This window comes from Pseudomonas rhodesiae (genome assembly GCF_013285305.1).
Classification (GTDB): domain Bacteria; phylum Pseudomonadota; class Gammaproteobacteria; order Pseudomonadales; family Pseudomonadaceae; genus Aquipseudomonas; species Aquipseudomonas rhodesiae.
On the sequence record NZ_CP054205.1, the window covers coordinates 3,396,643 to 3,418,505 of the forward strand.

The window sequence follows — 21,863 nt, forward strand, 5'->3', positions numbered from 1 at the left end:
GGCCGCGCACCGGTCAGTGGGCGAACAGTGAGTTGCCCTTCTGGCCGGCCAGTTTCTCCGGTTTGATCAGGAAGCGTGCCAGGGCCGGCAGCAGCCACAGCGCACCGAACATATTCCACAGCAGCATAAAGGTGAGCATCAGGCCCATGTCGGCCTGGAACTTGATGGCCGAGAAGATCCAGGTACACACGCCGATCGCCAGGCACAGGCCGGTGAACAGCACGGCTTTACCGGTGGATTTGAGGGTCTGGTAATAAGCTTCCTGCAACGGCAACCCCGCACGCAGGAAGCTTTCGAGGCGGCTATAGATGTAGATGCCGTAGTCCACGCCGATCCCCACGCCCAGGGCGACCACCGGCAAGGTCGCCACTTTGACGCCGATGCCCATAAACGCCATCAGCGCGTTGCCCAACACCGACGTCAGCACCAGCGGCAGCACGATGCACAGAGTCGCGGCCCAGGAACGGAAGGTGATCATGCACATGGTGGCCACGCACAGGTACACCAGGATCAGGATGGTCAGCTCCGACTCCTTGATCACCTCGTTGGTCGCCGCCTCGATCCCCGCGTTACCGGCGGCCAGGATAAATTCCAGGCCGTCCTTGTTGTTTTCCTTGGCGAATTCCTGCACCGCATGCACTGCGCGGTCGAGGGTCTCGGCCTTGTGGTCGTTGAGGAACACCAGCACCGGCGCCAGGGAGCAATTGTTGTTGTACAGGCCGTCGGCGCGGGCGATGGAGTTGTTCAGCACATCGGGGTTGCGCGACAGGGTTTCCCATTTCAGGTTGCCCTCGTTCATGCCCTTGATCATCTGCTTGGACACGGTCACCAGCGAGATTGCCGACTGCACGCCCTCGGTGTTCTGCATCTTCCACATCAACTGGTCGATAGGCGCCATGGCTTCATAACGCGAACAGCCTTCGGCCTTGGTCTTGACCATCACCACCAGCACGTCGGAGCTGGTGGAGTAGTTGCTGATGATGAAGTTGTTGTCTTTGTTGTAGCGCGAATCCGGGCGCAGCTCCGGCGCGCCTTGATCCAGGTCGCCGATCTTGAGGTTCTGGCTATACCAGAGGCCGCCGCCGAAGGCGACCAACGCCAGGGCGATGGAGATCGGTGCAACTTTCGGGCTGGCAAAGTTCGACAGCAGGCGCCAGAACGGATGTTCGCGGTTTGCGTCTTTCTTGCTCTTGGCAATGGCGCGCCGGCTGATGCCGACATAGGAGATCGCCACCGGCAGCAGGATCAGGTTGGTGAACACGATCACCGCCACGCCGATGGACGCGCCGATGGCCAGTTCGCGGATCACACCGATGTCGATGATCAGCAGGGTGATGAAGCCCACTGCGTCGGCGAGGATCGCGATCATGCCCGGCAGGAACAACTGCCGAAACGTGCGGCGCGCCGCGGTCAGCGCGTTATCGGCCTCGCTGGATTGCAGGGCGATACCGTTGATCTTCTGCACGCCGTGGGAAATACCGATAGCGAAGATCAGGAACGGCACCAGCATCGAATACGGGTCCAACCCGAAGCCGAAAAAGTGCATCAGCCCCAGTTGCCAGATCACCGCCACCAGGGTGGTGCTCAACACCGCGATGGTGCTGCGCAGGCAATTGGTGAACCACAGCAATAGCACCAGGGTGATGACGAACGCGACGCCGAAGAACATCACCACCATCACCAGGCCGTCGATCAGGTCGCCGACCTTCTTGGCAAAGCCGACGATATGGATCTTGACGTTAGGGTTCTGCGCTTCGAACTTGTCGCGGATCTTGTCTTCGAGTTCGTGGGAGAACTTGCGGTAGTCCAGGGCGAGCAATTTGCCCTGGTCCTGCGGGTCCGGGTACGACTCCAACAACGGGATATCGACGATGCTCGATTTGAAATCGTTGGACACCAGACGCCCGACTTGTCCGGACTTGAGCACGTTGTTGCGCAGTTGATCGAGGCTTTGCGGCGAGCCGTTGTAGCTCTGCGGGATCACCTCACCACCGGCGAAGCCTTCTTCGGTCACTTCGGTCCAGCGTACGCTGGGGCTCCACAGCGACTTGAGACCCGAGCGGTCGACGCCGGAGATATAGAAAACCTCGTCGTTGATCTGCCGCAGAGTCTCCATGTACTCCTTAGTGAAAATGTCACCGTCTTTGGCTTCCACCGAGATACGCACCGTGTTGCCCAGGTTGGCCAGGTCGTTGCGGTGCTCCATCATCTTTTCGATGAAGGGGTGCTTGAGGGGGATCATTTTTTCGAAGCTGGTGGACGGGCGAATCAACGTCGCCTGCCAGAACAGGAACGCACTCACCAACAGGCAGATCACGATCACCGCCGGGCGATTGTTAAAAATCAGGCGCTCAAGAAAGGTCGCTTTATCGTTGTGATGACTGCTCATGCTTTCTCTGCCTTCTTATTGTTTTTCGAGTTCAGCGCCGGTTGGCTGGGCGACGCGCAAACCGCCCTGCCCGGCCAGAATCAGGTTGCCATTGCCGGCCGCGGTCACTGCCGAGAGGGAAATGCGGTCCGGACGGTTGAAAACGCTGAAGGTCTGACCGTCGTCGTGGCTGACCACCACGCTGCCACCGTTGCCCACCACCACCAACGAGCCATCTTCGAGCAAAGTGGCGCCCGATAAACCGAACTCCAGGGCACCGCGCGCGGCCTTGAGTTCGACCTGTTCCCAGGTGCTGCCGAAATCCGTGGAGCGGTAAAGATTGCCGCGCAAGCCATAGGCCAGCAGCGTTTGCGGCTGGGCGGTGCCGATCACACCAAATAGCGAACCCTCGTAGGGGCCTTCGAGTTTTTCCCAGGTCTGGCCGTCGTCGCTGGAACGGAACATGCTGCCCTGCTCGCCGACGATAAACAGCCCGGCGTCCTTGATGGCGGCGATGGCGTTGAGGTGAAACTGGTCTTCGTTGTCGAGGCGGTCGCTGACATCTTCCCAGGTGTTGCCGCCGTCGTTGGTTTCCAGCAACGCACCGTAGGCGCCGACGGCCAAGCCGTGGCTAGCGTCCTTGAACCAAACGTCGAGCAACGGCGCTTCGCGCTTGAGGTCTTGATACTGCTGGGTCCACGTGGCGCCGCCGTCGCTGCTGGCGAGGATCTGCGCATCGTGGCCGACGGCCCAGCCATGTTTGTCATCGACGAAAAACACGGCGGTGAGCAACTGCCGGGTGGGGACTTTGGCCTGGGTCCAGGTGGCGCCCTGGTCATCGGAATAGAGGATATGCCCGCGATCACCGACCGCCACCAGGCGTTTGCCGGCGTGGACCACGTCGATCATCAGGCCTTTGGCGGCCTTGGGGGATTCAATCGCAAACACCGCGGCGGCGGGGGTATCGCTGGCGGCCTGGACCGCAGTCGGCCATGCAACGGCGCCAAACAGCGAGAGCGCTGTGGCCAGCAACGCAACTCTGCGTGCGGCGCGTGGGCGGCAGACAACCCAACCCATGACAGGCTCACTCATAGACCTTTCTCCCATTTATTATTGTTAGGTCTTGCCATCCCGGGCTCTGAAACCTGCAATCTAGAGCGCCTGGAGGAAGCTGGCGCCATCCTATCGGGCTTTCGAATCGTCTGACAATCGGTGCTACGTTATGTTTTGTTAACTGGCGGCGTTTGGCCATGCGGTGAATATAGCCGCATTCGTCAGGCTGATCGTGGCGGGCATGCTGAATTTTTATTCCATCTATTGAATTTCGGGAATTTTTATTCCATTAATAGCCTTCCTCACAACAATAATCCAAAGGAACAAAGGCTATGCGCGAACTCGGAATCGGCCTGATCGGCACAGGCTTTATGGGCCGTGCCCACGCCCTGGCGTTCAATAACGCCCGGGCGGTATTCGAATTGCCGGTGCACCTCAAGCTCGCCGCCCTGGCCGATGCCGACACCGAACGCGCTCAGCGCTGCGCGCGCGCCTGGGGTTTTGCCCAGGCCCACGGCGATTGGCAGGCGCTGATCGACGATCCCGCCGTCGACGTGGTGGCCATCACCACCCCCAACCACCTGCATTACCCCATGGCTATGGCAGCGATTGCCGCCGGTAAGGCGGTGTACTGCGAAAAACCCCTGGCTGTCAGCCTTGAACAGGCCGACGCCATGCGCCGGGCGGCGAGCACTGCCGGGGTGGTGACGCGGGTCGGTTACAACTATCAGCACAACCCCATGATCGGCCTGGCGCGGCAGATGATTGCCAACGGCGAGCTGGGCGAGATCATCAGTTTCCAGGGTGAATTCAGCGAAGACTTTATGGCCGACCCGCAGTCGCCGTGGTCATGGCGCTGCGAAGTCGAACATGCCGGCGGCGCCCTGGCGGACCTGGGCAGCCACTTGTTGTCGATGGCGCGATATCTGGTGGGCGACGTCGTCAGCGTGTGCGCCGACACCCAGACCGTCCACAGCCAACGCCCTGCGGTCAGCGGCAGCGCCGAACGCAAGGCCATCGCGGTGGACGATCAGGTGCATGCCCTGTTGCGCTTCGCCAATGGCGCGCGCGGCACAGTGAGCAGCAGTTGGCTCAAACAAGGTTATAAGAACCACCTGAGTTTTGAGATCAGCGGCACACAGGGCACATTGGCGTTCGATCAGGAACGTTTGAATGAACTGCGCCTGTACCGCGTCGGCCAGGACGGTTTCCAGCGCCTGCTGGCCGGCCCCGCCCTGCCCGGTTACGCGGCCTTCAGCCCGGCGGCAGGACATCAACTGGGCTACAACGAATTGAAAACCTTGGAAGTGCAGGAACTGATCATGGCGGTGGCCGGCCAGGGCGCGGACGGCACTGACTTTGAAGCGGCGTGGGCCGTGGAGCGGCTGGCGACAGCGATTCGCCTGGCGGCCCGCGAGGAACGCTGGGTCAACGTGAGCGCGGTCTGACACACAACGCAAATCCTAAAAGCTGACAAATAATTCTGTGGTGAGCCGGCTTGCCCTGCGCTGGGCCGCGAAGCGGCCCCACACCCAGGCACCTCGGCGTGTCAGCTGAAACCACATCGCCTGGAATGGCTATCAAAGGTGCGAGGGGGCTTGCCCCCGATAGCGGTGCATCAGCAAAAAAAACAACAGGCTGACACTCCGCCATCGGGGGCAGGCCCCCTCCCACCTTTAGATCAGCTGCATACATTGACATCAGCGAGCAGGCTTGCCCTGCGCTGGGCTGCGAAGTGGCCCCACAAACCCAGGCACCTCGGCGTGTCAGCTGAAACCACATCGCCTGGAATGGCTATCAAAGGTGCGAGGGGGCTTGCCCCCGATAGCGGTGCATCAGCTAAAAAACCACAGGCTGACACTCCACCATCGGGGGCAAGCCCCCTCCCACCTTTAGATCATCTGCATACATTGACATCAGCGAGCAGGCTTGCCCTGCGCTGGGCTGCGAAGCGGCCCCACACCCAGGCACCTCGGCGTGTCAGCTGAAACCACATCGCCTGGAATGGCTATCAAAGGTGCGAGGGGGTTTGCCCCCGATAGCGGTGCATCAGCAAAAAAAACAACAGGCTGACACTCCGCCATCGGGGGCTTGCCCTCTCCCACCTTTAGATCAGTTGCTTACATTTACATCAGCGCAAGGCGCGACGTAGGACCTTGCCCACGGTGGTCTTGGGCAGTTCGGTGGTGCGGAATTCCACGTAACGCGGCACTTTGTAGCCGGTCAGGTATTCCCGGCAGTGGGCAAGGATTTGCTCCTGGGTCAGGCTCGGATCCTTGCGCACCACGACAATCTTGACCCTCTCTCCGGTCACGCCGTCTTCCACGCCAATCGCCGCCACTTCGGCCACGCCGGGGTGCAGGGCCACCACGTCTTCGATTTCGTTAGGGTACACGTTGAAGCCCGAGACCAGGATCATGTCTTTTTTACGATCCACCAGGCGGATATAGCCGCGCTCGTCCATCACGCCGATGTCGCCGGTGGCGAGCCAGCCCTCGGCATCCAGCACTTCGGCGGTTTCCTTGGGGCGCTTCCAGTAGCCCTGCATCACCTGTGGGCCGCGTACTTGCAGCTCACCCTGTTCGCCGATATCGGCGACTTCGCCGTCCTCGCGCATAAAACGCACCCAGGTGGAAGGCAACGGCACGCCGATGCTGCCGGTGAATTCCATCTCGCGCATGCGCGAAATATCGATGGGGCTGATGCTCACTACCGGCGAACACTCGGTCAGGCCGTAGCCTTCGATGATCGGCAGCCCGGTGACTTCCTTCCAGCGCTTGGCGACTGCGGTGTGCGTGGCCATGCCGCCGGCGATGACCATGCGCAGATCGGAGAAGTCCCGCGCGCAGAATTCCGGGTTCTCCAGCAACCCGTTGAACAGCGTGTTGACCCCGGCAATGCCGTTGAAGCGCTCCTTGCGCAGGATCATCTGCACTCGCTTCACGTCCCGTGGGTTGGCGATCAGGATATTGCGCCCGCCCAGGCACATAAACATCAGGCAGTTCACCGTCAGGGAAAAGATGTGGTACAGCGGCAGCAAGGTCACGTTGGTTTCCTGCTTGTCCTGATCCAACTGGTCCCCGACCCACGCCTTGGCCTGCAACAGGTTCGCGATGATGTTGCGATGGCTGAGCATCACGCCCTTGGCATCCCCCGTGGTGCCGCCGGTGTATTGCAGAAACGCCAGATCATCCAGTTGCATGACCACCGGCTGCGGGTAAAGCGCCCGGCCCTGTTTCAACACTTGATTGAAGCGCACCGAGCCGCGCAGTTTGTAGGCCGGAACCTGCTTTTGCACGGAGCGCAGGATGAAGTTCATCGCCGCGCCCTTGAAGGTGCCGAGCAGGTCGCCGATGGCGGCGATTACCACGCGTTTGACGCTGCTGCCTTCGATGACTTTTTCCAGGGTGTGGGCGAAGTTTTCGAAGATCACCACAGTTTCGGCGCCGCTGTCCTTGAGCAAATGTTTGAGCTCATGGGCGGTGTACAACGGGTTGACGTTGACCACCACCGCCCCCGCCAGGATGGTGCCGAGCAAACAGATCGGGTACTGCAAGCAATTGGGCATCATCATCGCCACGCGGTCGCCGCGCTGCACGCCCTGTTCCTGCAGCCAGGCAGCGAACGCAAAGCCTTGTACCTGCCAGTCGGCGTAGGTCATTTCGGTGCCGATGCTGACGTAGGCGACACGCTCGCGGAATTTTTCCAGGTGTTCCAGGAACACCTCACGCAGCGATGGGTAGTCTTCGATGCCGGCGTCGATATCTGCCGGAACGCCGGGCAGATAAGCGTCCAACCAGATGCGTTCGCGTTGTTCCAGGCTGATAGCGTTCATGGCAGTCTCCTTGTTGTTGTTTTTGACAGCGCTATTTTTCGACGATGGCGGTAATGCCCAGCCCGCCGGCGGCGCAGATTGAAATCAGGCCACGACCGCCGCCGCGTTCATGGATCGCCTTGGCCAGCGCCGCCAACTGCCGGCCGCCGGTAGCGGCGAACGGGTGACCGCAGCCGAGGGAGCCGCCGTTGACATTCATCTTGGCCCGCTCGATTGCTCCCAGCGGTGCCGCCAAGCCTAGCCGCTCGCGGCAGTAGTCGGGGTCTTCCCAGGCTTTGAGCGTACACAGCACCTGAGCGGCAAACGCCTCATGGATCTCGAAGAAATCGAAGTCGGCAAAACTCAAGCCTTCACGTTGCAACATGCGCGGCACCGCGTAGGCCGGCGCCATCAGCAAGCCTTCGCTGCCGTCGACAAAATTCACCGCCGCCGTCTCGCCGGTGCGCAGGTAGGCCAGCACCGGCCAACCGTGCTCGGCCGCCCAGGCTTCGCTGGCCAGCAGCACCACCGAGGCGCCATCGGTGAGCGGCGTGGAATTGCCGGCGGTAAGCGTGCCGTTCTGGCGGTCATAGGCGGGGGACAAGCCGGCGAGTTTTTCCAGGCTGGCGTCGGCACGCAGGTTGTTATCCCGGGCCAGACCACGATGGGGGCTGATCAGGTCGTCGAAGAAACCGCGCTGGTACGCCGCTGCCAGGCGCTGGTGACTGGTAAGGGTCAGTTCGTCCTGGGCCAGGCGTTTGATCTGCCAGCGCTTGGCCATTTCTTCGCAGTGCTCGCCCATGGACAGGCCGGTGCGCGGCTCACCGTTGCGCGGCAGCAGCGGCTTGAAGAACATCGATGGGCGCACCTTGAGCAGCGCCTTGATCTTGTCGCCCAAGCCCTTGGCGCGGTTGGCCGCCAGCAAGGTGTGACGCAGGGACTCGTTGATGCCGATGGGTGCGTCGGAGGTGGTGTCGGCGCCCCCGGCGACCCCCACTTCGATCTGGCCAAGGGCGATTTTATTGGCCACCAGCAACGCCGCTTCCAGCCCCGTGCCGCAGGCTTGCTGCACGTCGTAGGCCGGGGTGTCGGGCGACAACGTGGTAGACAGCAACGACTCGCGCGCCAGGTTGAAATCCCGTGAATGCTTGATCACCGCACCGGCGGCGAGCTCGCCCAGGCGCTGGCCGTGCAGGTTGTAGCGATCTACCAGGCCCTGCAGCGCCGCCACCAGTAAATCCTGGTTGCTGTCGTGGGCGTACACGGTGTTGGAACGGGCGAACGGAATACGATTGCCGCCGATGATCGCCACGCGACGGGTCGGCGCCGGGTTAAAGCTGTAGTGACTCATTGAAGGTTCTCATTGATAGACAGCAGACCGCGCAGATGGGGCTTGTCGCCCGCACCGTTGCGCACTTCGAAGGCGCGACGCGGGCCGCTGACGGGTAAGTTCCACAGCGCAACCTGGCCGGGCAACAGGATCGGCAACTTGAATTCGCACTGCACCTCGGCGCGCTCCAGGCCACCCGGCGGTTGCTGGGCGGCGAGCGCGCGGCCCAAGGTCCACATGCCGTGGGCGATGGCGCGGCGAAAACCGAACAGTCTGGCGCCGATCACCGAGGTGTGGATCGGGTTGAAGTCCCCGGAGACTTTGGCAAACCGTCGCCCCAGGTCGGCCGGCAACAGCCACTTCTGAGTGCGTACCAAACTGTCTGAAGGCAGCGCCAGCGCTTCGTCCCAAGGCGCGCCGACCGGATCGGCCACGCCCCGGCGTAGGTACAGACTGTCGCCCTCCCACACCAGTGCGCCAGCGCTATAGGCACGGGTGGCGATGCTCAGCGCCTGGCCCTTGGGGTGCGCGACCCAGCGTTCGGCATACACTTCCAGCCGCAACGCCTGGCCTTCCTGCAAGCGCTGATGCTGCCGGATACGGTTGGCCAAGTGCACCATGCCACTGGCCGGGTACGGAAAACTGGGGCGGGTCAACAGCATCAAGTGCAAAGGAAAGGCCAGCACATGGGGATAGGTCAACGGCACGCCCTGCTCACGGCGAAAGCCGCAGGCGCGGCCATACGCGGCGATACCCTCAGCCGACAGCTCCACCGCCGGGCGCACCAGGCGCGCCTTGGGCAGCAGCGGCGCGCCGTCGAGCTTGGGTTTGCGCAGTGCGCGCACACCATCCAGCAGCAGTCGCGTGCGTGACGGCGGGGGGTCGATGATCTGCGTCAGGTCGTCCATGGCATCAGGCTCCCAACAGGCTTTGGCCGCACACGCGCACCACTTGGCCGTTAACCCCGCCCGACGCCGGATGGGCCAGCCAGGCAATGGTTTCGGCCACGTCGATCGGCTGCCCGCCCTGGGACAGCGAATTCATGCGCCGCCCCGCTTCGCGGATCATCAACGGGATGCGGGCAGTCATCTGCGTCTCGATAAAGCCCGGCGCCACGGCATTGACCGTAACCTGCTGGGTCGCCGCCCGTGGTGCCAGCCCTTGCACCAGGCCGATCACCCCGGCCTTGGAAGTGGCGTAGTTACTTTGCCCGAGGTTGCCGGCGATGCCGGAAATCGACGACACGCACACAATGCGCCCGCCGGGATTCAGGCCCTGGCCGTCCAGCAACGCATTGCTCAGGCACAGCGGCGCTTGCAGGTTGACCGCCAGCACGCTGTGCCACGCCGCTTCGCTCATCTTGGCGATGGTTTTATCGCGGGTGATCCCGGCGTTATGCACCACCACATCGAAGGCACCGTACTGGCTGACATGGGCCTGCAACGATGAGGCGGCGTCGGGCGCGGTGATATCCAGCGGCAATGCCGAACCGTTCACTGAGTCGGCAGCCTGTTGCAACGCAGCCTGGGCCTGGGGCACGTCCACGCACACCACGTGCGCGCCGTCGCGAGCCAGTACTTGAGCGATCGCCAGGCCGATGCCACGGGACGCGCCGGTGACCAACGCACGGCGGCCAGCGAAGGGTTTGTCCCAATTGACCGTGACGTGACCATCCACCGGTGCTTCCACGCGCACCACCTGCCCCGACACATAGGCCGAACGGCGTGACAGAAAAAACCGCAGGCTGCTGTCCAGCGCGTCTTCAGCCCCCGGCGCTACGTACAGCAACTGCACGGTGATGGCCCGGCGCAGTTCCTTGGCCAGGGACCGCACCAGACCTTCGAGGGCGCGCTGGGCGACGGCTTGGGGCAGGTCCGCGCAGTGCTCCGGCGCCGTGCCGAGCACCACCACCCGCGCGTGCTGGCCGAGGCGTTTGGCGTTGCAGTGGAAGAACGCGTACAGCTCGTCGAGTTGTTCCAGGTTGGCCACGCCGCTGGCATCGAACACCGCGCCCTGCACCTTGACCGTGGAGGGCGCCTTGAGCGTCGCTGCAGTGGCGGCCACCGTGTCGGTGGCGCTGAAGATCCGTTGCACCTGGGCCGTCAGGCGCCCTGCCCCGGCGACGATCACCGGATTGACCAGGCCCTGCTGGCCACTGCGATGGCGCTGCAGCGGCAAGGGCTGGGGCAAGCCCACCGCCTGGGCCAGGCGACGGCCCCAGGGGGAATTGACGAAGGTTAGGTAGCTGTCACTCATATCAGCAATCACTCTCAACACATTCTGACTGTGTAAACCCGATCCAATGCGGGAAGGGCTTGCCCCCGATAGCGATCTAGCCGTCACCGGCTCATGGGCTGAACCACCGCTATCGGGGGCGAGCCCCCTCCTACACTGACCGGGGTTTTCTTAGTTGACCGAGGCATTTTCGCCCTGGGTCGTACGACGCTTGGCGACCGGTTCCAGCGCCTGCTTGCGTTGCTGCAACGCCTCCAACAATCCGAAGTCCTGAGGGAAGTCATCCACCTGGATGCCGTGATCGGCGTATTCCACGTAGCGGGCGAGCAAGGTGTCTTCGTCGTCGCTGATCAAGTCCAGGGCCCGGGCCTTGACGCGCCAGGCGGTAAACGCAGTGGTCGACACCGGCAGCGGTTCGAGCAGGCCCTGCTTGATCGCCGGCTTGAGGCGCGCTTCGATCAGCTCGACCTGGGGCAGCAAACGGAAACCCAGTTCGCCGTAGGCCAGCTTGTCGATTTCCGGACGCGGAATGTAGGAATCGGCCAGCAAGCGGTCGCGGGTGGCGCCGGGGGTCTGCACTGCATCGGCGACGTCGGCCAACAGGCGGTCCGACGGTTTGCGCAAGGGCAGACCGAACGGAAAACTCAAGGCCCGCACCACACGCGCGGCGGTTTTGGAGGGGTAATTGTCGAGCACTTCGGCCAGGGCTTCATGGGCGCGCAGCAACGCGTCCTGGGCCGACCAATGCACCAGCGGCAGGTCCGCCTGGGGCCGGCCATCGTCCTCAAAGCGTTTAAGCACGCAGGACAAGATGTACAACTGCGACAGCACATCCCCCAGGCGCCCGGTGAGGCTTTCCTTGCGTTTGAGCGCACCGCCCAGCACGCCCATGGAGATATCCGAGATCAACGCCAACACCACCGACAGCCGGTTGGCCTGGCGGTAGTAGGACGCCAGCGCCGGTTCGGTCTTGGCCGGTGCGGCAATCAGCTTGCCACCGGTCAGTGCATGCACCGCCGCGCGTACGGTATTGGCCAGCACAAAACTCACGTGGCCGAACATGGCGCTGTCGAAGGCCTCCAGGGCCTGACGCCGGTCCGGGTTGCGCGCCGCTTCCATCTCGCGGAACACATAGGGATGGCAACGGATCAGGCCCTGGCCAAAGATGATCAGGCAGCGCGTCATGATGTTCGCGCCTTCCACGGTAATGGCGATGGGGCTTTGCTGATAGGCGCGGGCCAGGAAGTTATTGGGGCCCATGCAGATGCCCTTGCCGGCGACGATGTCCATGCCGTCGTTGACGATCATCCGCGCCCGCTCGGTAACGTGGTACTTGGCGATGGCCGAGATCACCGAGGGTTTCTCACCAGCATCCAGGGACGCCACCGAGACTTTGCGCACCGCGTCGCAGGCATACAAATGCCCGGCCATGCGCGCCAGCGGCGCCTGCACCCCTTCGAACTTGCCGATGGGCAGGCCGAACTGTTTACGCATGGCGGCGTAGGCCGTCGTGCCCCGTACCGCCACCTTGCCCAGGCCGACGTTGGCCGACGGCAGGGAAATCGCGCGGCCGGCGGCCAGGCATTCCATCAACATGCGCCAGCCATTGCCGACCTGCTCGCGGCCGCCGATCACCCAATCCAGTGGGATAAATACGTCTTTGCCGGTGGTCGGGCCGTTCTGGAACACCGCATTAAGCGGCCAGTGCCGCCGGCCGCTGTTGACGCCGGGGTGGGCGGTGGGAATCAACGCACAGGTGATGCCCAGGGAGCCGGCCGCGCCGAGCAGGCCGTCCGGGTCTTCGGCGCGGAATGCCAGGCCCAGCACCGTGGCGATCGGGCCGAGGGTGATGTAGCGCTTGTCCCAGGTCACGCGAAAGCCCAACACCTCCTGCCCTTCATGCACGCCTTTGCAGACGATGCCGACATCGGGAATCGCCCCGGCATCGGAGCCGGCATAGGGGCTGGTCAGGGCGAAGCACGGGATGTCTTCGCCACGGGCCAGGCGCGGCAGGTAGTAATTGCGCTGCGCCTCGGTGCCGTAATGCAGCAGCAGTTCGGCCGGGCCCAGGGAGTTGGGCACCATCACCGAAATCGCCGCCGCCGAGCAACGGGTGGACAACTTCATCACCACTTGGGAATGGGCGTAATGGGAGAAGCCTTTGCCGCCGTATTGCTTGGGAATGATCATGCCGAGAAACCCGGCGCTCTTGGTGTACTGCCAGCCTTCGGGCGACATGTCCTGCCAGACCTGGGTGGTTTCCCAATCGTTGGCGATGTCGCACAGGGTTTCCACTTCGTTATCGAGAAACGCCTGTTCCTCGGCACTCAGGCTGGCCGGAGCGGCCTGTAACAGCCGCTGCCAGTTGGGCTTGCCGCTGAATAGTTCGGCGTCCCACCACACCGTGCCGGACTCGATGGCTGCGCGCTCGGTATCAGACATGGCCGGCATGATCGTACGAAACAGGCCGAGGGCTTTACTGGTCAACAACGCGCGGCGCAAAGGCTTGATCGTCATCAGCAGCGCGGGCGCCACCACCAGCAGCGCCGCGACCGTGACGCCAACACTGGCAACCACGGAGAACAGGTAACCGAATGCCAGCCACACCAGGCTGACCCCCAACCACTGGGCCGCCGCCGCTTGTCGATACGCCAGGGCAAGCGCCGCTACGAAACCCGCCAATAACCAGATAACCATGGGATACCTCTACTCGATTCAGGGCACGGCACCTACGCAGCTCGCTCAAACGCGACAGCGGCGTAACGCCACACTACAAACTGGGAAACACAAATTCAAATTTTGTTTTGAAATTTTTATTTAATGCTTGGGCCAAAAAATAGCGGCTGAGCGGGCTCAGCCGAAGTGTTGAAAAATGGTCGAACGAGGCAGCCAGATGCGCTGACTGCCCTCGCTGATCAGCCCAGGATCAGAACGCGTAAGTGGCCGACACACTCACCACATCACCCGACGACTCGGCTTTACCGTCCAGACGCGCGCCGCCCAGGCGATCAACGTTTTGAGTCTTGAGCTTGACCTCCTGAACGAACTGGTGGGAATACGCCAAGTCCAGGCTCAAGCCTTTGACGGCTTTGACGTCGTAACCGGCGCCCAAGGACAGGAATGTACGGTCGCCGTCGGGGATCCGCGGGTCGCGCGTCGAGTTGCGGGTGGGTGTCTGGTCAAGGGCCACCCCGGCGCGCAGGGTCAATTCATCGGTCAACCGATAGTCACCGCCCAAGGAATACATCCACGTGTTCTTGTAGTTGTAGGGAATGGAGACAACGGTGGTGCCTGCGGATTCGAGGGTCAGGTCCTTGAACGATGACCACTCGGTCCAGGTGACGCTTGCGCCCATAGTGAAGCGGTCACTGAACTGATGCACCCAGTCCAGGCCCGCTGTGGCGGGAATGTCCAATTGCACGCTGGCATGGGCACCGTTCGGGTACAACTCTAGCCCTGGATAGGCGGTGTTGACCAACGTACCGGTGCCGCCAAACGGGCTCGGCTGGGTCATCAGGTTGTTGGAGAACTGATCGGCGCGGACAGTGTACTTGCCGGTCATCTTGTTCTTGATCTTGGCGTGGTAGTTCAGGCCCAGCGTGTCGCGGTCGGTGGGTTTCCACACGATACCGGTAAACCAGCCGGTCGAAATATTGTCGACCTTCACCCGCATCAGGGCGGTGCCCACATCCGACGGGAAGTTGATGCCGCCCAGCACCGAATCGGACACGGCGGCGGCGGACAGCAGGTCGACGTTCTGACTGACGAAGCCCTTGCTGTGCTGCACGATCAACCCGCCGCCAAGGGAGAACTGATCGTTGACCTTGAAGGACAAGGAGCCTGTGAGCCCCACTGTTTCGATTTTGGTGTCCACGGCAAAGTCGCGCAGTTTGGAGTTTTCATCCCAGGTGGAACGCATGCCTTGTGGGACGACCTGGCTCAAGCCAAACGCGAACCGGTCCCCAAGGGGCATAACCATAAAGCCGGTGGGTAACCAGGCGGTAAAACCGCCCTCGCCGCCGTCGTTGTTATTCTGCGTGGTCGCAGCCACGTCAGGGAAACCGTTGGCGTCCAACGGTGTGCTGGAAATCGGGTTGCCGGCGTAGTCGAAGGCATCACCCTTGTACTTGATCTTGATGCGCGCGTAGTCGACGGTGAGTTGCGCCACATTGCGGTCGACGAAGGCCATGGCGGCCGGGTTGTTATACGCCGAGCTGGGATCGTTTTTAAACAGCGAACCGCCGGCAAAGGCCCGGCCCCAGCCTGGTGCGCCATAGGTGGGTGTTGAAAAACCGCCGGCCTGAACAGGTGCGGTCATCACCACGCCGCCTATCAATGCCAGCCCCAGCAAAACCTGCATCTGTTGTTTCTTATTATTCATGCGGCACTCCTTATTATTATCGCTCTGAGCCGGCGCTGCCGGTTCGTCTTGCTGCCTGGCCCTGCTTGAACCGGCGCCCGGTCAGGGCGCCGGTTTTTTTTACGGGTGATCAGCCCTTCGTTCTCAGCCGACCATCAAGGCACGATGGTCAGCGCTGGGCTTGGGGTGACGCTCAGACTGACGACGGTGCAGCTGCCGCTCAGGGTCTGGTTGGCCGCCGTCAGCACCCCACCGCTGTAACCCACGGCGATGGTGGACGGGCCGCAATTGGAAGCCGGGTACAGAATCGAGGCAGCGATGGTGTAGCCGACGTTGGTCACGGAACCCGCCGACGGGCCGGTGGCGGTCAGGGTCCAAGGCAGCCCGGTGATTTTCGGCAAGGCGCAGAGCCCGCCACCGGTGACCGCTACGCCGGTGATTTTGGCAACGCCAGTGGCGTCGACATTCCCGGTGAAAGTGGCACCGCAGTTAACGGTGGCCTGGAAGGAAGAAGGTGATTTCACCGAAATCGTGCCTGGTGCGGTGAAGCTGGTATTGACCGGAGCGATGCTATAGGCGTTCGCCATCGACGCAGCACCCATGCAGACAGCCAAAGCAGACAACGATACGAGGGTTTTCAAGCTTTTCATTGTTTTTCCTCACATGTTATGGCGAATTCATTTCGCCAGGGGGTAATGGCCATGAACGAGAGGTCACGGTGAAACTGCAGAACTTCCCTTTCCAGCCAAATCTCAATGTAATTACCGCTATTAACCTGTGTTGCTATTCAACGACTTTGAAGTTAGGCGGCATCTTGATCGACACCGTTTTAATCTTGCAGTCTTCGCCAATCGGCACATTGGCCGCTTCCAACTTGCCGGTGGCGTTATCCCAGGTGCCGTCGGCGGTAGAAGGGCCGCACTTACCGCCCAGGCCGAAAGCATGTACGTCGACACTGATTTTCGACATAGACCCACTGCGGCTGTCTTTAGCCACCAATACCCACGGCAAGTTAATCGCTTCGACCCGGCTGCACTTGAGGCCGCCGTCGAATTCGACTTTGTCGACATTGACCGATGAACCATCGGCCGCCACTTTCCCCGCCACTTTGATGGTGCAATCGGCGCTGATCAGCGCGCCCTTGGAGAAGCTGATCGGCCCCTGAGCCGTAAAGGCGCTACCGGCCGGCTCGATACGGGCAGCCTGGGCCTGGTGGTAGGCGATCAGGCCCAACGCGGCCAGTACGACATGGGCAGTGAATTTGGTATGTGCTTGCATGATGGACGTCCTTCCCTTTAATTGTTTTTGTTCGGGTCAAACACAACTTGCTGACAACTTGAGCGGTAAATCGAGGGCGACAAAACCCCCACGCTGGATATATCTGGCGCCGTTAACGCTCGCTTTAATCACATTAGAACGGGGTCGCGTTATTCCCGTATTTTTCCAGGTACTTCAAACGCTGTGACGGCTGCAAATTGGTCAGGGTGATATCCCCGGCATAATGCTTGAGTACCCGATGGTCCATGCGTCGGCGCCACAAGTACGGCACATAAGCCCAGACAATCATGCTCGCATAACCGTAGGGAAGTTGCGGCGACTCATCGAAATGACGCAGCGACTGGTAACTGCGTGTGGGGTTGGCATGGTGATCGGAATGTCGCTGCAACTGGAACAGAAAGATATTGGTGACAATCCGATTGCTGTTCCAAGAGTGCCGTGGCGAGCAGCGCTCATAACGACCGTTGGGCAACTTCTGACGTTTAAGGCCGTAGTGTTCGACGTAGTTCACCACTTCCAGCAGCGAGAATCCGTAGATGCCCTGGATAATCAAGAATGGAATCACCGCGGCACCCAGCCAGGCGATCATCGCGCCCCACAGCACCACGCTGTACATCCAGGCACTGAGCACGCCGTTTTTCCAGTGCCAGGCCGGCAGGCCCAGTTTGCGCAGGCGTTCACGCTCCAGGTTCCACGCCGAGCGTGCGCTGAACCACACCGAGCGCGGCAGGAAGGCCCAGAAACTCTCGCCCAGACGCGAGCTGGCCGGGTCTTCCGGGGTGGCCACGCGGACGTGATGGCCACGGTTGTGTTCGGTGTAAAAGTGCCCGTAAAAGGTCGGCGCCAGGGTGACCTTGGCCAGGAACACTTCCAGGGGTTTGGGTTTGTGCCCCAGCTCATGGGCGGTGTTGATCGCAATGCCGGTGGCGGCGCCGGTCGACATGGCCATACCCAGGTAAGTGAACCAGCTCGGTTCGCCATGCAATTGCGTGCGGGCGGTGACGTAAGTGGCCAGCTGGGACATCCAGTTAGCCGGGTCGAGATGGGCGGTGGCCCGAATCAGCCCGCCGTCGATGATCCAGGCGATACCGCCCGCAGCGAGCCAGCCGGTGATCACCACCGAGGCGATGACGAACAGCACGCCGGTGTAGACGATCCAGCGGTAATAGCGTTGGGATTCGAGGTGGCCGACGGCGGATTCCGGCGGGTTGCTGACGTCTTCGCCGAGCAGGCCGTCGATCAGCGGGATCAGGCCGAAGATTACCAACACCCCGACCCACCACAGTTGCTGGATACCGGTGCTGATCGCCAATGCCCCGGACAACAGCGGTGTGGCCAGGGGCATGATGCCCAGCCACCACAGGTGGCGTTTACCGTCGGCCCATACGGTCGGTGCTGTAAGGGTCTGGTTCATGGCAGCCTCCGGGCGACACGCGCCGACAGAGGGGCACACACCAGGTGCAGGGAGCGCAAAAGGCTGCGGGACCATAAACGGGCGTCAAAAGGCGTTTTTTTCATTGTTATTCGCTCTTAGGCACTTCAAAAAATTCATTTCAAAATAAATATTGAAATATTTTTTTAAATAGATAGCGCGGAATCGTTAGGTCGTCAACTACTTTGTCGAGGGCTTTTTGATGTGACTGCGCAGTCTGTTTTTCTGCTCCGCAGTCAGGTCTCTAAAACAACCTTTTGCCTCGCCCTCGCCCACGACCCACCTCACGATTATTTATTCGCCAGCGCAACGGGCGGGGGTAGATGCGCGACGTTTTGCAGCGGCCGCACACGCTTGGCCACCTGCTGCACCAGCTCCACCACCCGCGCCGTGGCGGTAATCGGCAGCATATGGCCGCGCCCCTCCACCAGTTGCAGTTTCAGGCCCGGCACCGCGTCGGCGAGGGCCTGACCGTGCTTGCGAAAGTCCAGCACGCGGTCCTGGGCGCCGTAGATCAGGCCAATGGGCAAGGTCAGGCGCGGGTAGCGCTTGACCATCTGCGGCAGGTCATCGTTGACCAGGGCAATTTCACTGGAGGCGGCATAGAAGTTGTTCGGCCGCATGCCTAGCAAACCCCCGCCGCGGGTGGCGAAATCGTCTGGGGCGGCGTCCGGCGCGAAGACGCCCTTGACCACCGTGCGGCGGGTCAACAGGCCAATGGGCACTGTCAGCGTGTGGGCGACCCAGCGGCGCAGCCAACCGGGACGTACCGCCAGCGACCAGAACACCAGCGGCAAAGTCGGTTGGGGATGAGTCAGCGGCGCCACCAGCACCAAGCCCGCTACCGTCTCAGGATGATCCAGGGCCAGCGCCAGCGAAATCGCACCGCCCAGTGAGTGCCCCAACACCAGGGGTTTGTCCAAGCCCAGCGTCTGTATAAACCTGGCAATCTGCCGCGCCTGCCCCGGCAAGTCGGCTGCGGTGCCTGCCTGGCGCGTGGAATAACCCGAGCCCGGACGATCAAGGGTGATCACCCGAAAGTGCTCGCGCAACTGCGCGGACAAGGCGTAGGTCAGGTTGCGACTGCTGCCCATCAGCCCGTGAATCATCACCAGCGGCGGGCCTTTGCCCTCGTCCCTATAGTGGAAGCGTTCGCCGTCGACCTCGACAACACACCCGTCGCGCGGCACCGCCGCTTCAATGCGCCGCGTCATCCAGGCGCTAAAGCCCCAGGCCAGCACACACGCCCCCACACCCGCAGCCACCACCCATTCCATCGTCATGCGCTCGGTCCTCTGCATTCCCTGCCGCCGCGCACCCCACCGGAATTGGTCGGGCTTCGGCCACCGTCCACACCCTGGACCCGAACCTCATGCACAGCGTGCGCGTCCGTCGGACAAATCGCACATTTGAGACAAGGACCTAGCGTAGGCGATATTTTCAGGTAGATTATTTAAAATCTTTTTTAAAATAATTAATTAAATTTTCCTTTGCAATGGCGTTCTCTCCACACGACAAAACAAAAACAGGAGCACCTGCGATGCCCACCAAGGACAGCCTATGAATGCCCACAGTGACTCGATCGACATCGCCATCATCGGCTCAGGCTTTGCCGGCCTGTGCATGGCCATCAAACTCAAGGAAGCCGGGGTTCGCGACTTCTTCGTCGCCGAACAGGCCGACAGCCTCGGCGGCACCTGGCGCGACAACCACTACCCCGGTTGTGCCTGCGATGTGCAGTCCCATGTTTATTCGTTTTCGTTTGCGCCCAACCCGAACTGGACGCGGCAGTTCGCGCCGCAGGCGGAAATCCGCGCTTATCTGGAGCAGTGCGCCGCCCGTTTCGAGCTGGCGCCTTACCTGCGCTTCGGCATGGGGCTGACCCGTGCGGTATTCGACGAAGCACAGCAACGCTGGCAATTGAGTTTCAGCAATGGTCGCCAGGTGAGCGCACGGGTGTTGGTATCCGGGATGGGCGGCCTGTCGCGTCCGGCGCTGCCGGATATTCCGGGCTTGGACAGCTTCAAGGGCAAACGCTTTCACTCCCAGCAGTGGGACCATGAATACGCGTTGAAAGGCAAGCGCGTGGCCGTGATCGGCACCGGCGCCAGTGCGATTCAATTCGTGCCGCAGATCGCTGCGCAGGTGGCCCACCTCGACCTGTTCCAACGCACCCCACCGTGGATCATGCCCAAGCCCGACCGCGCGATCTCGCCGTTCGAACGCTGGCTGTTCAAGCACCTGCCCTTCACCCAGCGCCTGGTGCGCAGCGCGTTTTACTGGGCGTTGGAAGGTCGCGTGGTGGGCTTTGCGCTGCACCCGCGGCTGATGAAGACGGTGCAACGCATCGCCCTGCGCCATCTGCATAAACAAGTGGCGCGCCCTTCCCTGCGCAAAACCCTCACCCCGAACTACACCATCGGCTGCAAGCGCGTGCTGATCTCCAACGACTATTACCCGGCCTTGTCGCGCAGCAATGTGGAGGTGGTCACCGAGGCCGTGCAGCGCATCGAGCCGGACGGGGTGATCACCGCCGACGGCATCAAGCACCCGGCCGATTGCTTGATCTTCGGCACCGGTTTCCAAGCCAGCGACCCCCTGCCCCGTGGCTGCATCATTGGCCGCGACGGCGTGGACCTGATGGACACCTGGCGAGACGGCGCCCATGCCTATAAAGGCACCACGGTGCCGGGCTACCCGAATCTGTTCCTGATCATCGGGCCCAACACCGGGTTGGGGCACAACTCGATGATCCTGATGATCGAGGCCCAAGTGGCCTACATCCTCGACGCGCTCAAGCAGATGCAACGCCAGCGCATTGCTACGGTGGAGGTCAAACCGTCGGTGGAGCAGGCCTATAACGCCCACCTGCAGGACAAACTCAAGCGCACCATCTGGAACACCGGCGGTTGTCAGAGCTGGTACCTGGACCCGCGCACCGGCAAGAACACCACGCTGTGGCCTGGCTCGACCTGGCGCTTCAAGCAGGTCACCCGCCAGTTCGCGCTCAAGGACTATGTAGCGGGCGTGGCGACGGCCAACGCTACGCCGCGCGCAGTCGCGGTGGCCCACGCCAATATCGAAGGGAGCCTGTCATGAAGTCATTCAACGGTCGCGTGGCGGCCATTACCGGCGCCGCTTCCGGCATGGGGCGCGCCTTGGCCCTGGCCTTGGCTCGCGAAGGTTGCCACCTGGCGCTGGCGGATAAAAACGCTCAAGGCTTGGAGCACACCCAGGAATTGATCAAGACCTCCACCCTGTCGCCAGTGCGGGTTACCACCCAGGTGCTTGATGTGGCCGACCGCCAGGCCGTGGAGGACTGGGCCGCGCGCTGCGTGGACGAACATGGCCAGGTCAATCTGGTGTTCAACAATGCTGGCGTGGCGCTGTCGAGCACCGTGGAAGGCGTGGACTACGCGGACCTGGAGTGGATCGTCGGCATCAATTTCTGGGGCGTGGTCCACGGCACCAAGGCGTTCCTGCCGCACCTCAAGGCCAGCGGCGAGGGGCATGTGATCAACACCTCCAGCGTGTTCGGGCTGTTTGCCCAACCCGGCATGAGTGGCTACAACGCCACCAAGTTCGCCGTGCGCGGTTTTACCGAGGCGCTGCGCCAGGAACTCGATCTGCAACGCTGCGGCGTGTCGGCCACCTGTGTCCACCCCGGCGGCATCCGCACCGATATCTGTCGCAGTAGCCGCATCGACGCAAATATGACCGGCTTTCTGATCCACAGCGAGCAACAGGCCCGCGCCGACTTCGAAAAACTGTTTATCACTGATGCCGACCAGGCCGCCAAAGTGATCCTGCACGGCGTGCGCAAAAACAAGCGTCGCGTGTTGATCGGCCGCGACGCCTACGCCCTCGACCTGCTCGCCCGCTGCCTGCCGGCGGCCTATCAGGCGCTGGTGGTGTTCGCCAGCAAGCGCATGGCCCCCAAGCCGTGCACGCCGGTTTTCGAAACCAATGACGAGTCCCGTCTCTGAACAGGAG

Annotated in this window: 15 protein-coding genes; 3 read left to right on the plus strand and 12 right to left on the minus strand. The window is 62.0% G+C overall.

Annotation, left to right across the window (positions count from 1 at the left end; genetic code table 11):
* Positions 1–13 precede the first annotated feature (13 nt).
* Positions 14–2,389 (minus strand): efflux RND transporter permease subunit, encoded by a 2,376-nt coding sequence (locus HRH33_RS15285; RefSeq protein ID WP_034113911.1) that lies wholly within the window; start codon positions 2,387–2,389, stop codon positions 14–16.
* 15 nt (positions 2,390–2,404) lie between these two features.
* On the minus strand, positions 2,405–3,445 hold the full coding sequence (locus tag HRH33_RS15290; protein WP_173603584.1) for a WD40/YVTN/BNR-like repeat-containing protein: 1,041 nt from the start codon (positions 3,443–3,445) through the stop codon (positions 2,405–2,407).
* A 308-nt stretch (positions 3,446–3,753) separates the two neighbouring features.
* Here HRH33_RS15290 and HRH33_RS15295 point away from each other — a divergent pair, with 308 nt between their 5' ends.
* On the plus strand, positions 3,754–4,869 hold the full coding sequence (locus tag HRH33_RS15295; RefSeq protein WP_167417711.1) for a Gfo/Idh/MocA family protein: 1,116 nt from the start codon (positions 3,754–3,756) through the stop codon (positions 4,867–4,869).
* A 683-nt stretch (positions 4,870–5,552) separates the two neighbouring features.
* Here HRH33_RS15295 and HRH33_RS15300 read toward each other — a convergent pair.
* The 10 genes from HRH33_RS15300 to HRH33_RS15345 all read right to left on the minus strand — a co-directional run bounded on the left by HRH33_RS15300 (position 5,553) and on the right by HRH33_RS15345 (position 19,153).
* Positions 5,553–7,256 carry an AMP-binding protein gene (locus HRH33_RS15300; RefSeq protein WP_167417710.1) on the minus strand — a complete coding sequence of 568 codons (1,704 nt, stop codon included), beginning with the start codon at positions 7,254–7,256 and terminating at the stop codon, positions 5,553–5,555.
* A 31-nt stretch (positions 7,257–7,287) separates the two neighbouring features.
* Positions 7,288–8,586: an acetyl-CoA C-acetyltransferase gene (locus HRH33_RS15305; RefSeq protein ID WP_167417709.1), complete on the minus strand. Its 1,299-nt coding sequence runs from the start codon at positions 8,584–8,586 to the stop codon at positions 7,288–7,290.
* Entirely contained in the window at positions 8,583–9,473 is an 891-nt protein-coding gene (locus HRH33_RS15310) for a MaoC/PaaZ C-terminal domain-containing protein (RefSeq protein ID WP_167417708.1), read from the minus strand. The genes HRH33_RS15305 and HRH33_RS15310 overlap by 4 nt, the downstream gene beginning before the upstream one ends.
* Before the next feature lie 4 nt (positions 9,474–9,477).
* The gene (locus HRH33_RS15315; RefSeq protein WP_123479942.1) at positions 9,478–10,821 is read right to left on the minus strand and encodes a 3-oxoacyl-ACP reductase; all 1,344 of its coding nucleotides are present in this window, start codon (positions 10,819–10,821) and stop codon (positions 9,478–9,480) included.
* Between the two features lie 150 nt (positions 10,822–10,971).
* The gene (locus tag HRH33_RS15320) at positions 10,972–13,497 is read right to left on the minus strand and encodes an acyl-CoA dehydrogenase (protein WP_167417707.1); all 2,526 of its coding nucleotides are present in this window, start codon (positions 13,495–13,497) and stop codon (positions 10,972–10,974) included.
* Positions 13,498–13,726: 229 nt separating this feature from the next.
* The gene (locus HRH33_RS15325; protein WP_034138372.1) at positions 13,727–15,181 is read right to left on the minus strand and encodes an outer membrane protein transport protein; all 1,455 of its coding nucleotides are present in this window, start codon (positions 15,179–15,181) and stop codon (positions 13,727–13,729) included.
* 134 nt (positions 15,182–15,315) lie between these two features.
* Positions 15,316–15,810, minus strand: a complete 495-nt coding sequence (gene praB, locus HRH33_RS15330) for an alkane oxidation protein activator PraB (RefSeq protein ID WP_167417706.1) — start codon at positions 15,808–15,810, stop codon at positions 15,316–15,318.
* Between the two features lie 133 nt (positions 15,811–15,943).
* On the minus strand, positions 15,944–16,438 hold the full coding sequence (gene praA, locus HRH33_RS15335; RefSeq protein ID WP_167417705.1) for an alkane oxidation protein activator PraA: 495 nt from the start codon (positions 16,436–16,438) through the stop codon (positions 15,944–15,946).
* 133 nt (positions 16,439–16,571) lie between these two features.
* Positions 16,572–17,852 (minus strand): alkane 1-monooxygenase, encoded by a 1,281-nt coding sequence (locus tag HRH33_RS15340; RefSeq protein ID WP_034113922.1) that lies wholly within the window; start codon positions 17,850–17,852, stop codon positions 16,572–16,574.
* Positions 17,853–18,160: 308 nt separating this feature from the next.
* Positions 18,161–19,153, minus strand: a complete 993-nt coding sequence (locus HRH33_RS15345) for an alpha/beta fold hydrolase (protein WP_167417704.1) — start codon at positions 19,151–19,153, stop codon at positions 18,161–18,163.
* A 277-nt stretch (positions 19,154–19,430) separates the two neighbouring features.
* Here HRH33_RS15345 and HRH33_RS15350 point away from each other — a divergent pair, with 277 nt between their 5' ends.
* Together HRH33_RS15350 and HRH33_RS15355 are read left to right on the plus strand one after the other, a co-directional pair.
* Positions 19,431–20,969, plus strand: a complete 1,539-nt coding sequence (locus HRH33_RS15350; protein WP_167417703.1) for a flavin-containing monooxygenase — start codon at positions 19,431–19,433, stop codon at positions 20,967–20,969.
* The gene (locus HRH33_RS15355) at positions 20,966–21,856 is read left to right on the plus strand and encodes an SDR family NAD(P)-dependent oxidoreductase (RefSeq protein WP_167417702.1); all 891 of its coding nucleotides are present in this window, start codon (positions 20,966–20,968) and stop codon (positions 21,854–21,856) included. Before HRH33_RS15350 ends, HRH33_RS15355 begins: the two co-directional genes overlap by 4 nt.
* Positions 21,857–21,863 lie beyond the last annotated feature (7 nt).